At 61.8% G+C, this 12967-nt stretch carries 13 protein-coding genes; 7 read left to right on the top strand and 6 right to left on the bottom strand.

Annotated elements, in window-relative coordinates; translation table 11 throughout:
* The first annotated feature begins 255 nt into the window (after positions 1-255).
* Positions 256-1482, top strand: coding sequence for an anion transporter (locus NKI35_RS13105; protein WP_023709703.1), 1227 nt, complete (start codon positions 256-258; stop codon positions 1480-1482).
* A gap of 97 nt (positions 1483-1579) precedes the next feature.
* On the opposite strand, the gene NKI35_RS13100 is transcribed toward NKI35_RS13105, so the two are convergent.
* The gene (locus NKI35_RS13100) at positions 1580-2170 is read right to left on the bottom strand and encodes a TetR/AcrR family transcriptional regulator (RefSeq protein WP_023705688.1); all 591 of its coding nucleotides are present in this window, start codon (positions 2168-2170) and stop codon (positions 1580-1582) included.
* Positions 2171-2251: 81 nt separating this feature from the next.
* Between NKI35_RS13100 and NKI35_RS13095 the strand changes: the two genes are divergently transcribed.
* A complete protein-coding gene (locus NKI35_RS13095) occupies positions 2252-3136 on the top strand; it encodes a crotonase/enoyl-CoA hydratase family protein (RefSeq protein ID WP_023705689.1) in 885 nt (294 codons plus the stop codon).
* Here NKI35_RS13095 and NKI35_RS13090 read toward each other — a convergent pair.
* The 5 genes from NKI35_RS13090 to NKI35_RS13070 all read right to left on the bottom strand — a co-directional run bounded on the left by NKI35_RS13090 (position 3112) and on the right by NKI35_RS13070 (position 7329).
* Positions 3112-3423 (bottom strand): cupredoxin domain-containing protein, encoded by a 312-nt coding sequence (locus NKI35_RS13090; RefSeq protein ID WP_023705690.1) that lies wholly within the window; start codon positions 3421-3423, stop codon positions 3112-3114. The two genes, NKI35_RS13095 and NKI35_RS13090, sit on opposite strands and share 25 nt — an antisense overlap.
* Before the next feature lie 10 nt (positions 3424-3433).
* Complete coding sequence (locus NKI35_RS13085; protein WP_023705691.1) at positions 3434-3958, bottom strand: DUF4142 domain-containing protein; 525 nt, start codon at positions 3956-3958, stop codon at positions 3434-3436.
* A 114-nt stretch (positions 3959-4072) separates the two neighbouring features.
* Positions 4073-4741, bottom strand: a complete 669-nt coding sequence (locus NKI35_RS13080; protein WP_023705692.1) for an RNA polymerase sigma factor — start codon at positions 4739-4741, stop codon at positions 4073-4075.
* A 103-nt stretch (positions 4742-4844) separates the two neighbouring features.
* The gene (locus NKI35_RS13075) at positions 4845-5933 is read right to left on the bottom strand and encodes an HPP family protein (RefSeq protein ID WP_023671478.1); all 1089 of its coding nucleotides are present in this window, start codon (positions 5931-5933) and stop codon (positions 4845-4847) included.
* A gap of 226 nt (positions 5934-6159) precedes the next feature.
* Positions 6160-7329, bottom strand: coding sequence for a cystathionine beta-lyase (locus tag NKI35_RS13070; protein ID WP_023705693.1), 1170 nt, complete (start codon positions 7327-7329; stop codon positions 6160-6162).
* A 458-nt stretch (positions 7330-7787) separates the two neighbouring features.
* On the opposite strand from NKI35_RS13070, the gene NKI35_RS13065 reads away from it, so the two are divergent.
* From NKI35_RS13065 to NKI35_RS13045, 5 genes are all read left to right on the top strand, one after another.
* Complete coding sequence (locus tag NKI35_RS13065; protein ID WP_023671480.1) at positions 7788-8816, top strand: amino acid ABC transporter substrate-binding protein; 1029 nt, start codon at positions 7788-7790, stop codon at positions 8814-8816.
* A 62-nt stretch (positions 8817-8878) separates the two neighbouring features.
* Complete coding sequence (locus tag NKI35_RS13060; RefSeq protein ID WP_023671481.1) at positions 8879-10066, top strand: amino acid ABC transporter permease; 1188 nt, start codon at positions 8879-8881, stop codon at positions 10064-10066.
* A gap of 4 nt (positions 10067-10070) precedes the next feature.
* Entirely contained in the window at positions 10071-11228 is a 1158-nt protein-coding gene (locus tag NKI35_RS13055) for an amino acid ABC transporter permease (protein ID WP_023705694.1), read from the top strand.
* Between the two features lie 84 nt (positions 11229-11312).
* Positions 11313-12116 (top strand): amino acid ABC transporter ATP-binding protein, encoded by an 804-nt coding sequence (locus tag NKI35_RS13050; RefSeq protein WP_023671483.1) that lies wholly within the window; start codon positions 11313-11315, stop codon positions 12114-12116.
* Positions 12117-12221: 105 nt separating this feature from the next.
* Positions 12222-12887 (top strand): TIGR02117 family protein, encoded by a 666-nt coding sequence (locus tag NKI35_RS13045; protein WP_352497266.1) that lies wholly within the window; start codon positions 12222-12224, stop codon positions 12885-12887.
* Positions 12888-12967: the final 80 nt, after the last annotated feature.

The following is a 12967-nucleotide window of genomic DNA, read 5'->3' as shown; positions in this document are numbered from 1 at the left end:
GAGGGGAAGTTCGCGGATGGCAATCTCAGGCCACCGGCAGTCCGCCGCGCGTGTCTCATTCCCAATCTCGGCCGTCTCAAGATCAAGCTCCGGTTGCTCCCGGCATCGGTCAACCCGCGATTTTGCCCACCGATTTTCGCATTCGGATCGTTATAGGCTTTCGCTTTGCTGGAGCGGCGTTAAAGCTGCCCGGCAAATGCCCGAGCGGGAACAGTCCGTTCCTGCGTCGGTTCGTTTGGACAAGGATGTCTGCCAATGACATTGATGGGCGCAGCGGCACTTTTGATCCTTGTCCTGACTTATGCCGGCGTCGCAATCGGGCGTATTCCAGGCCTCCGTCTCGACCGGGCAGGGATCGCCTTGCTGGGGGGGGCGGCGATGATCGCCATCGGCGCACTCAGTATGGAAGATGCCTATCGCGCCATCAATTTCGACACCATTACGCTGCTGCTCGGCATGATGATCGTGGTGGCGCATCTGAAGGTGTCCGGCGCCTTCCGGGCGCTTGGCGCCTACGCTATCGAGCATGCGCACGCGCCTTTCGTGCTGCTGGTGATGGTGACGCTGTTGACCGGCGTGTTGTCGGCGTTCCTGGTCAACGACGCCATCTGCCTGGTCATGGCGCCGATCGTCGTCCACGTCACCCGTGTCATCAATCGCAATCCCATTCCCTATCTGATCGCCACCGCCACCGCGTCCAACTGCGGCAGCGTCGCCACCATCACCGGCAACCCGCAGAACATGGTCATCGGCGCGCTGTCGGGAATTTCCTACCCAGCTTTTTCGGCCGCCCTGGCGCCGGTTGCCCTCTTCGGCCTCGTCGCGGTCGTCGTCATCGTGCGCATCGTCTACCGCGCCGAATTCGCCCGCACCGCCGATCTCAACCCGGAAGTCTATCGCGGCCGCATGCTGCCGGGACAGGTGCTGAAGGCGGTGGTTGTCTGCATTGGCCTGGCCATCGCCTTCTTCGCCGGCGTACCGGTTGCCAAGGCAGCGCTCATCGGCGGCGCCATCCTGCTGCTCACCCGCGCCATCAAGCCGGCACGCATTTACCGCGAGATCGACGGCCCGCTGCTGTTCATGTTCGCCGGCCTGTTCATCGTTGTCGCCGGCGCCGAAAAGACGCTGCTGACGCCCGACATCATCGCCTCGGCCAAGAACCTCGGGCTGGACGACGTCTGGCGTCTATCGGGCTTCACCGCGGTGCTCTCCAACATCATGAGCAATGTTCCGGCCGTGCTGGCGCTGCGGCCATTCATACCCGGCCTTGAAAACCCCGGGCGTGCCTGGCTGGTGGTGGCGATGAGCTCGACGCTGGCCGGCAACTTCACCTTGCTTGGCTCGGTCGCCAACCTGATCGTCGCCGAACAGGCGCGGGCGGCCGGCACGCAGCTGTCCTTCTCAGCCTTCTTCAAGGTCGGCCTGCCACTGACGCTGCTCACCCTTGCCGTCGGCACGGCATGGCTGGCGGCTGGATTCTAGAGCAACTCCACGAAAAATGTGAAGCGGTTCTCCGTCCGGAATTGCGTCAAAACAAAGAGATAGCGTGTTTCGCCGTCTCCACTAAACGGTGAACGCTCTAGCGGATAGTCGCCGATCCTGACCTTGCCCGAACCAGCGTTGCAGCGGCCTGTCCGGCGGCCTCGACATAGTCGGGGTTGCGGTGGATCAGCATGATCGAGAACGCGCCGTCCATCAAAAGCACGATTTCGCGCGCCAGGGTCTGCGGCTCGTCGACGCCGTGGCCTGTGAGTTCGCCGGCCAGCCAGGTCTCGAAATTCTGCTTATGCCGCGCCCCCGCTTTAACGGCCGGGTGTCCGGGCATGGAAGCGAGTTCGGCTGCCGTGCGCAGAAAGCCGCAGCCTCTCCATTTCGGGTGCTTCGCCACGCGCGCCAGATTGGTAAAAATCGCCTCGACCTTGCGCTCGACATCGCCTTCGGTCATCTCGAACCAGCCGGCCATCTGCTTGAGGTTCGGCTGGTCGCGACCGTCGAGATAGGCCGCGATCAAATCGTCCTTGCTCTTGAAATGATAGTAGAGCGTGCGCTTGGTCAGCCCGGCTTTTTCCGCCACTGCATCGACGCTGACTCGGCCGATCCCCTCGGCATAGAACAGCTTCGTTGCGGCATCGACAATGCGTTTGCGGGTAGGGCTTGGTGCTTCGCTCATACGCAAGTATACCGACTAGTGAATATACATACAACCGAAAGCCTGATCCTCTCCGTCGACAAACACAGGGAAGGAGAAGACATGACCGAGCTTGTGCTCACCGAGGCCCGCAACGGGATCGCCATCCTCACACTTAATCGGCCGGAAAAGCTCAACGCCTTGAACTATGCGCTGATTGATCGCCTGCTTGCGCTCCTCGATGCCGCCGAGACCGACGATGCCATCCGCGCCGTCATCCTCACTGGAGCAGGAGAGCGCGCCTTCTCCGCCGGCGGCGACATCCATGAATTCTCAGGCAGCGTGGACATCGGCGTCGACGTTGCCCTGCGCGACTTCGTCATGCGCGGACAGCGCCTGACCGCAAGGCTGGAGGCATTCCGCAAGCCCGTCATCGCCGCCGTCAACGGCATCGCCTTCGGCGGCGGCTGCGAGATCACCGAAGCCGTGCCGCTCGCTATCGCCAGCGACCGCGCCTTGTTCGCCAAGCCTGAGATCAACCTTGCAATGCCGCCCGCTTTCGGCGGCACGCAGCGGCTTCCGAGACTGGCAGGGCGCAAGCGGGCGCTCGAGCTGCTGTTGACCGGCGATTGGTTCCCGCCGCCGCGCGCCGTCGAACTCGGCCTCGTCAACCAGGTGGTGCCGCATGAGGAGCTGATGCCCGCCGCAATTGATCTCGCCCGGCGCATGACCAGACATTCTCCTGCAGCAATTGCCTCGATCCTCACAGCAGTGGCGCGGGGCCTGAACCAGAGCATCGCGGAAGGCTTGGCTGTCGAGGCCGAGCAGTTCGCCCGCATGGCTCCGACCGCTGATCTGCGCGAAGGGCTGGATGCCTGGATCGCACGGCGCCAGCCGGGCTGTGACGGCTCGTGGACACACATCACCCGGCCGGATGAAGCCAGGCGAGCCTCAACGCAGCAGGACGGGCTTGCGGACCGGGATCAAGGCGCCGTCACGGCCAGATGACCTTTCATGTTGGGGTGGAAGCGGCAGAAATATTCGACCGCTTCCGCCTTCCGCAGGGGCAGGCTCGCTGTTGTCTTCGGCGGGATCATCACTTCCCAGCCACCCTTGACGGTAGCCGTATGTGCGAACACGTCCTTGTTCACCCACTTGATCGTGTCGCCGACCTTCGCGTCGACGGTGGCCGGCGAAAAGACAAGTTTGTCGATGGTGACCTGGATGGTTTCGGCCTGCACGGGTGAGGTCCCGAAGACCAGCGCCAGTGCAATCCACAGCTGCCGTTTCGACATGGCCTGATCCTTACTTCAGCATACCTGCAACATGCTCGGCGTGCTGTTCATGGCCCTGGAAAATCTTCAGGCCGGTCTCCAGCAGGCTCTTCAACTCGGTATTACTGGCCGATGGGATCAAAAGGGTTTCAAGCGCGCCGTCGACCTGTTTGTGGTAGGCGATCTCGTTGTCGACATAGGCTTTGTCAAAGGCTGCGCCGTCGAGTTTGGCGAGCTTCGCCCGCTCCTCGGCCGCAGCCTTGGTCAGCGCCTGGCTGGTTGCGTTGTCTTCCGGCGTCACCTTCAGCTTCTTTACCAGTTCCAGTGCCTGCGCGTTGACCGCTTCGTGGTCGCGCACCATGTCGTTGGCGAAATCCACGACCTCCTTGGTCTTCGATTTCTTGATCGCCTGCTTGGCGGCTTCCACATCGATGACGCCTGCCGTGTAGGCGATGTGGGCGATCTGCGGGTCCGTCGGCTTGTCGGCGGCTTGCGCGAGCGGGGCAGCGCCAAGCAGCAGCAAGGCAGCGAGGGCGGCGGTGTGTCGGGTAACCATGGCATCTCCTTCGCCCGGACGCAGGATCGCGCCGGGCCGTGTTTTTCAGTTGACGGTCATTGGATGCGCAGCGGCGGCAAACGTTCCCGGGGAAATCGGCCAAATCAGCGATGATCAGCTCTCCAGGCCGAGCCGCTGCATGACGGCGCTGGTCAGCCTGTCGCAGCGCCGGCCGGCAAACGGGAAGGCGTCGAGCAGCACCGGCCCGATCTGGTCGTCGAGTGCCTTGCGTACCAGGGCGCGGGCGCGGTGTAGCCTTGTCTTGACGGTTTCCGGCCGCACGCCAAGCAGCTCGGCGGTCTCCTCGATACTGAGCCCCTCGATAACCCGCGCCACGAACACCGTCCGATAAACATCGGGTAGGCTGTCGGTCGCCCGTTCCACCAACTCGAGGATCTGCCGCTGCGCCATCGTCCGCTCCGGATCGTCGCTGGGATTGAGGGGGAACTGGATGATTTCGGCTTGCGGGTTTTTCGCCACCGTCCGCCGCCTTTTGCGCAGACGACCGAGCGCCTCGTTGATGACGATGCGCGACAGCCAGGTGGCCAATGAGGACTCCCCGCGAAAGGCATCGAGATGGGCAAAGGCTCTGACATAGGCCTCCTGGACGATGTCCTCGGCTTCAGCATCGTTGCGCACCACCCCGCGAGCGATGCGATAGAGCCGCTGATTATGGGTCTTCATGATGATGCGGAAGGCGTTGCCTTCGCGTGCCAGCGCGCGGCGCACGAGAAGCATCTCGCTTGAGGCAGCAGTGGGCATTGGTAGAGACATAGCAGGCATGGCCAGTTCCTCGATCCAATCCCCGTTCGAAACCTCGATCAAGACATTGGATGACATCGCCGGCAAAAGGTTCCCGGCCATTTTCGCCCGGCTCCGACGGCGCCTAGAATACTGCTTCCGCCAGCGGCTTGTCAGCAGCCTGCGCTCGTGCCGTTGCCGCAAGCAGATCGGTCTGCGTGATCAGGCCAAGGATGCGGCTGTCCCCGTCCACGATGATGACTGCATGGGTGCGGCCGTCGGTGAGCACCGGTAGCAGGGCCATGGCGGGCGTACCGGCGGCGGCGGTCGACGCTGTCGACGTAACGCTTCCGACGGCTTCGTCGGCTCGCGCCAATTCCCTCAATCCAACGGTGCCGACCAGTCTGGCGTCCTTGTCTACAACCGGCAGCGTGCGGATATTGTGGTCGAGCAGCAGATGACGCGCCCGATCGGCGGACGCGTGTTCATCGACCGAAATCACGTCGCACGACATGATGTCCTCGCACAACATGGTTCGGTGTGCGCGCATCGTCGCTTGCAGTTCGACCTGTCGCAGCAGTTGTTCGAGATCGTTGCGGTCGATGTCGAAGGTCTCGTCGAGCGCAGCCAGCGCGGCATCGATGTCCTCGGCCCGGAAGCCGATGCGCTCCTGAGCCGGCGGATCGATGGTTCCGTGCGTGCTTTTCGGGGCAGGGGCCGGCACATGCGGGTAGCTGCGTCGCGACAGCCTGTGGAAAGCATAGCCGAGCGCGACCAGCATCATGGAGTTCAGCGCCACCGGCACGAACGGAAACAGGAAGCCGGCACCGATCACGGCCGGCCCGCCGAGCACGGCGGTCAGTGCGGCGGCTCCGCCCGGCGGATGCAGGCAGCGTGAGAACGACATGGCGGCGATCGCCATCGCCACGGCAATGCCCGTTGCGAGAACGGGCTGATGGACGAAATGGGCCACGATCACGCCGACCAGCGCCGATATTGTATTGCCGCCGATGATCGACCATGGCTGCGCCAGCGGGCTTGCAGGCACCGCAAACAGCAGCACCGCCGAAGCCCCCATCGGCGCCACCAGCAGCGGCACATGCGGGCCGTTGCCAAGCACCAGCGCGCCGATCGCGCCGGTCAGCGCAATGCCGATCATCGCCCCGATGCAGGCGATGAGGCGCTCGCGCAGCGTCGCGCCGGCGAGAATGGGGACAAAGAGACGAAAGGCCATGGTAAGCTCAGTCCGGCTGGAATTGTGGGCGCAGCGCCTGCAATGGCGTTGGGCCGACGATTTTGAAAGTCAAACCGATCCGAAAAAGCGCGCGTTGGGGAAATAACATTGCGCTTGGTCTACCCATGAGCGGCTTTGCGACGTCGATCGTCCTACGAAAGTCGCTCGCCAATCCTTTCAACGGGTTAAGCGGGCTAGCGGAATCAGCTTCGCAAGTTTGCTGGTGTCATGCCGCAGCGGCCGCTTCCAGCCCGCGCAGGATATCGGCCTTGAGGTCCTCGACATCCTCGAGCCCGATCTGCAGCCGGATCAGCGGGCCGTCATAGGGGCCCTTGGCGACGGTACGGTCGCCGAGGAAGACCGGCACGGCAAGGCTCTCATAGCCGCCCCAGGAATAGCCGAGACCGAAGATTTTCAAGGCATCGAGGAAGGCATGCTGCTGTCTCTGGCCGCCGCCTTTGAGCACGATGGAAAAGATGCCGCTCGAGCCGGAAAAATCACGCTTCCACACCGCGTGGTCGGGGTGGCTGGGGAGCGCCGGGTGCAGCACGCGGGCCACGCCGGGCTGGCCTTCAAGCCAGACGGCAATGGCAAGCGCGCTCTTTTGATGGTGATCCAGCCGAACGCCCATCGTGCGCAGGCCGCGCAGGACTTGATAGACGTCGTCGGGGCCGGCGCAGCAGCCCATCGTGTAGAACGTCTCGCAAAGCTGCTTCCAGCAGTTGGCATTGGCAGACACTGTGCCCAGCAGCACGTCCGAATGCCCGGCCGGATATTTCGTCGCCGCATGGATCGAGATATCGACGCCGTGGTCGAGCGGATGGAAGTAGAGCGGCGTTGCCCAGGTGTTGTCCATCATGACGATGGCGCCCGTTTCATGCGCCGCCTTGGCGATCGCCGGAACGTCCTGCACCTCGAAGGTGTTGGAGGCCGGTGATTCCGTAAACACGACTTTGGTGTTCGGCTTGATCAAGCTGGCGATGCCGGCGCCGGCATGCGGATCGTAATACTCGACCTCGACACCCAGCCGCTTCAGCATCGTGTCGGCGAAATTGCGGGTCGGATGGTAAACGGAATCGACAATCAGGATGTGATCGCCTGCCGAGAGAAACGCCAGCAACGGAACGGTCACCGCCGCCAGGCCCGACGGCACGATTATGGTGCCGGCGGAGCCTTCCAGCGCGTCGATCGCATGCGCCAACGCATCGGTGGTCGGCGTGCCGCGTGTGCCATAGGTGTATTTCTGGCTGCGCGCCGCCATCGCCGACGCATTGGGATAGAGCACGGTCGAGGCATGCACGATCGGCGGATTGACGAAGCCGAAATAGTCGTGCGGATTGTTGCCCGAATGGGCAAGCCGCGTGTTGATACCCATCTCGTTGCCGTCAGTCGCCATTGCTCTTCGCCTCGTGGTGAACGCGCTAGCCATAGAGCGGCGGCATTGGCCGTGCAACAGCGGGCGCCCGCCAGGTGGTGCCCTTTGCATAGGCCAATTCCCTTATGAATAGTCTGGAATGCGTAGCAATCCAGAGCCGCGGATTTCATGAGTGGATGTGGATTAGCGTCGACGGACTTTGCCGTTTTTGTTTGCGGGGCTTGCTGCTTTCCTGATGGTGTTGTCCGCAATTCAGGCATTTGCGGCAATTGGTTTTCAAAGCTGTCGTGAAACGGTCATTTCCCTTGACCTCACAGAGATAATCGCCTTCGATGCAGTTCGTGAATGGGAGGGGCCGGGCGTCGGTTACGACGCGAGGTTCCGGAATGAGCCGGATGGGAGCCGGGTTCACGCGGGAAAAGATCAGGATTTGCCTGAGGATCAGGGTTTACCTGAAAACAGAAAAGGGTCTGTGGGTTATGAAACATATTGCAATTGGCATTCTCGGTGCCGCTGCGCTTGGATGGATGGCTTCGGCCGCGTCGGCGACAACGCTCGATACCGTCAAGGCGAAGGGCTTCATCCAGTGCGGTGTCTCGACGGGCCTGGCCGGCTTCTCGGCGCCTGACGACAAAGGCGATTGGAAAGGCATCGACGCGGATTTCTGCCGCGCTGTCGCTGGTGCAGTCTTCGGCGATGCCTCCAAGGTCAAGTTCACGCCGCTCAGCGCCAAGGAGCGCTTCACCGCGTTGCAGTCGGGCGAGATCGATCTCCTGTCGCGCAACACCACATGGACCATCAATCGCGATACCGCGCTTGGCCTGAACTTCATCGGCGTCACCTATTATGACGGCCAGGGTTTCATGATCAACGCCAAGAAACTGCCTGGCGTCAATTCGGCGCTGCAGCTTTCAGGTGCGGCAGTCTGCGTGCAGAGCGGCACCACCACCGAGCTCAACCTCGCCGATTACTTCAAGGCGAACAAGATGGAGTACAACCCGGTCGTCTTCGAAAAGCTGGAAGAGGTCAACGCTGCCTATGACGCCGGCCGCTGCGACGTCTACACCACCGACCAATCCGGCCTCTATGGCATCCGCCTGACGCTGAGTGCGCCGGCCGACCATGTCGTGCTGCCCGAGATCATCTCCAAAGAGCCGCTCGGCCCCGCCGTACGCCAGGGGGACGACCAGTGGTACCACATCGTCAAGTGGACCTACTTCGCCCTGTTGCAGGCAGAGGAACTGGGCATCACCCAGGCCAATGTCGAAGAGATGAAGACCTCGGATAATCCGGAGATCAAGCGCGTGCTCGGTCAGGAAGCCGAAACCAAGATCGGAACCGACCTTGGCGTGAGCAATGACTGGGTCGTCAACATCGTCAAGGCAGTCGGCAATTACGGCGAGATGTTCGAGCGCAATGTCGGCACCGGCAGCCCGCTGAAGATCGCGCGCGGCATCAATGCGCTGTGGACCAAGGGCGGCCTGCAATACGCACCGCCGATCCGCTGATCGAAATGTGATCCGGAAGGCAGATCATCTGCCTTCCGGTTTCTCTTTCCAGGGGATGAGCAATGGCATCGCAGGAAGTTCTTCGCGAGGAGCCGAGCCGCGGTTCCTTCATCAACGATCCGAAAGTCCGCGGGTTTTTCTTCCAGGCGGTGGTTGTCATCTTGCTGGTGGCGGGCGTCTGGTGGATCGTCCACAACGTCATCGTCAACCTGCAGCGCCTGCATATTACTTCCGGTTTTGGCTTCCTGAACAACCGAGCAGGCTTTGACATTCCAGTCAGGCCCATCGCTTATGATTCTGATTCGACCTATGGCCAGGCCATTGTCGTCGGGCTTATCAACACCATTATCGTCGCCGTTGCCGGCATTATCACCGCGACCATCATTGGCTTCATTGTCGGCGTCGGCCGGTTATCGCGCAACTGGCTGGTTCGCAAGATTTGCACGGTCTATGTCGAGGTGTTCCGCAACATTCCGCCCCTGCTGGTGATCTTCTTCTGGTATTCAGGCGTGCTCGCGGTACTGCCGGCGCCTCGCGACAGTTTCAATTTGCCGTTCGGCTCTTTCCTCAACCAACGCGGTTTCTATTTTCCGCGCGCTATCTGGGGCGACGGCTCCTGGCTGATGTTTGTCGCCTTGCTTGTCGGCATCGCCATGGCTTTTTTTGTCGCGCGCACGGCACGCCAGCGGCAAATGGCAACGGGCCAGCAGTTTCCCGTATTCTGGACTTCGGCGGCGCTGATCGTCGGCCTTCCGCTCCTGGCCTATGCGCTGAGCGGCTTTCCCTTGAGCTTCGACTTTCCAAAACAATCGACCTTCAACCTGACCGGAGGCTTTCAGATCGGGCCGGAGTTCCTGTCTCTCTATTTGGCGCTGTCCTGTTACACGGCCTCCTTCATCGCCGAGATCGTGCGCGCCGGCATTCTCGGCGTCAGCAAGGGTCAGACCGAAGCGGCTGGCGCCCTGGGGCTGCGGCCGGGATCTATCCTGCGGCTTGTCGTCGTTCCCCAAGCCATGCGGATTGTCATCCCGCCGCTGACCAGCCAGTATCTCAACCTGACCAAGAACTCGTCGCTGGCCATCGCCATCGGTTATCCCGACCTGACGGCGATCGCGGGCACAGTGCTGAATCAGACCGGTCAAGCGGTCGAGGGTGTGCTGATCATGATGGTCGTCTATCTCATCATCAGCCTGGTGACGTCGGCGGTGATGAATGTGGTTAACGCCAGGATGGCGCTGGTGGAGAGGTAAGACCATGCAGGAACATGATACCTCCTGGGTGCGGACCGAAATGGCACTCGCTCAACAAGCCCCGGCCGGCGTGCGGGGGCCTTTGGCCTGGGTTCGCAAGAACCTGATCGGTTCGGTGGGCGACGTCATCCTGACTGTAGTGGCTATTGCGCTGGTGGTGATGATCGTGCCGCCCATCGTCAACTGGGCCTTCATCAACGCCCAGTGGACGGGGCCGGACCGGACTGTATGCGCCACGGTGGCGCAAGGCGGAATCCAGCCGGACGGCTGGTCAGGCGCCTGCTGGGCCTTCGTCAACGCGAAGTTCGGCCAGTTGATGCTTGGCCGCTATCCCCTGGAAGAGCGCTGGCGGCCGATCCTGGTCGCCGTCCTGTTCGTGGCGCTGCTGGTGCCGTTGCTGATGCCACGTGTGCCGCGCAAGGGGTTGAACGCCATTCTTCTATTCCTGGCACTGCCGATCATCGCGTTCGTGCTCCTGGTCGGCGGCATCTTCGGCCTGCCGCATGTGGAGACCCAGCTATGGGGCGGGCTGCTGGTGACGCTGAGCCTGTCCTTTGTCGGCATTGCCGTGTCGCTGCCGATGGGCATCGTGCTGGCGCTCGGCCGGCGCTCCAAGATGCCGATCGTCAAGACACTGTGCGTGGTCTTCATCGAGTTCGTTCGCGGCATCCCGCTGATCACCGTTCTGTTCTTTGCCAGCGTCATGCTGCCGCTGTTTCTGCCCGCCGGGGTTTCGTTCGACAAATATCTCAGGGCGCTGATCGGCGTCTCGCTGTTTGCCGCGGCCTATATGGCGGAAGTGGTGCGCGGCGGCCTGCAGGCGATCCCCAAGGGCCAGTATGAGGGTGCGGATTCGCTTGGCCTGGGCTACTGGCAGAAGATGGTGCTGATCGTGCTGCCGCAGGCACTGAAGCTGGTCATCCCCGGCATCGTCAATACCTTCATCGGTATGTTCAAGGACACAAGCCTCGTCATCATCATCTCGATGTTTGACCTGCTTGGCGTCGTCAAGCAGAACTTCTCGGACGCCAATTGGGCGACGCCACAGACCGCGAGATCCGGTCTCATCTTTGCAGCCTTCGTCTTCTGGCTGTTCTGCTTCGGCATGTCGCGGTATTCGATGTACACGGAACGCCGGCTCGACACCGGCCACAAACGTTGATGCATGTCGCCCAAAAGTGTTTAGCGGTTTTGGGACAACGACATGCATCATAGCTAAAAGACAGAACAAAAAGGGGAACCTGCCATGGTCATAGAAAACGCCGTCAGCGCCGAAGAGATCAAGGTCGATGCCAAGAAGATGCACATTTCGACCACCGATGTCGCAATCGACATCATCGGCATGCACAAATGGTATGGCGAGTTCCATGTGCTGAAGGACATCAACCTCAAGGTGATGCGCGGCGAGCGCATCGTCATCTGCGGTCCTTCGGGCTCGGGCAAGTCGACCATGATCCGCTGCATCAACCGGCTGGAAGAGCACCAGAAGGGCAAGATCATCGTCGACGGCAAGGAACTCACCAACGATCTCAAGAAGATCGACGAGGTGCGCCGCGAGGTCGGCATGGTGTTCCAGCACTTCAACCTGTTCCCGCATCTGACCATCCTGGAGAACTGCACATTGGCACCGATCTGGGTGCGCAAGACGCCGAAGAAGCAGGCCGAGGAAATCGCGATGCACTTCCTCAAGCGCGTCAAGATCCCCGAACAGGCCAACAAATATCCGGGCCAGCTGTCGGGCGGCCAGCAGCAGCGCGTCGCGATCGCGCGTTCGCTGTGCATGAACCCGCGCATCATGCTGTTCGATGAGCCGACCTCGGCGCTCGATCCAGAAATGATCAAGGAAGTGCTGGAGACGATGGTGGGCCTGGCCGAGGAAGGCATGACCATGCTGTGCGTCACCCACGAAATGGGCTTTGCCCGCAAAGTCGCCAACCGGGTGATCTTCATGGATCAGGGCCAGATCGTCGAGCAGAACACGCCGGCCGAGTTCTTCGACCATCCGCGCCACGAGCGCACCAAGCTGTTTCTGTCGCAGATCCTGCACTGAGCATTTTCATGCGAAGCAAAAGAGCCCGGCCGTAATGCGGCCGGGCTCTTTTGCTATCTGGGGTCGGGATTGATCTTCTCCATTGAAACACAAAGCCGCCGCCGCATGAGAAAAGCCCTGCGTTTCGTGGCCATGCTGATTATCGTGGTCGCGCTCGCTGCCACGCTCGGCACGCTGGTGCCGCGTCCGCTGTGGCCGGCGTCAGCGGCGGGTGAGGGCACGCGCCATATTCTGGTGCTGGAGAATCCGATCCACACCGACATCGCCATTCCCGTCGATGACGAGGTGCGCCGGCGCTTCCATTTCCTGGTCGCTGCCGGCATCCCTGTCGACGCCCCGGAAGTGCGCTACATCGTCTTTGGCTGGGGCGGCCGGGCCTTCTATCTGGAGACGCCGAGCTGGTCGCAGCTGAAGACAGTGCCCGTCCTCAAGGCGCTGACACTGGACGCCTCGGTCATGCATGTCGATATCGCCGGGGCCATCGCCGAGCCGCACCCTGCTGTCACCGGTTTCGACATCGATGAGGAACGTTTTGCAGCGCTGCTCGACTATATCGACGCGAGTTTCCAGCAAGGGCCGCATGGTCCGGTCGTCATCGAGAACGCCGCCTATTCCAGCTTCGACCGCTTCTTCGAGGCGAACGGCCATTTCAACGCGCTTGTCGGCTGTAACACCTGGACAGCCGCCGGCCTGCGCACCGCCGGCCTGCGCACCGGCTGGTGGAACCCGCTGCCGGCCTCGCTGGGCTTGTCGATGCGGTTTTATAACTAGCAGTCCTTCATCGCACCGCGACAGTGTTGGATCTTTTGAAGCCAGCGGGACAGCACCCCCCTCTGGCCTGCCGGCCATCT

The sequence above is a fragment of the Mesorhizobium sp. M0676 genome (assembly GCF_040320535.1).
Taxonomy (GTDB): Bacteria; Pseudomonadota; Alphaproteobacteria; order Rhizobiales; family Rhizobiaceae; genus Mesorhizobium.
This window is presented reverse-complemented; position numbering and strand designations above follow the sequence as displayed.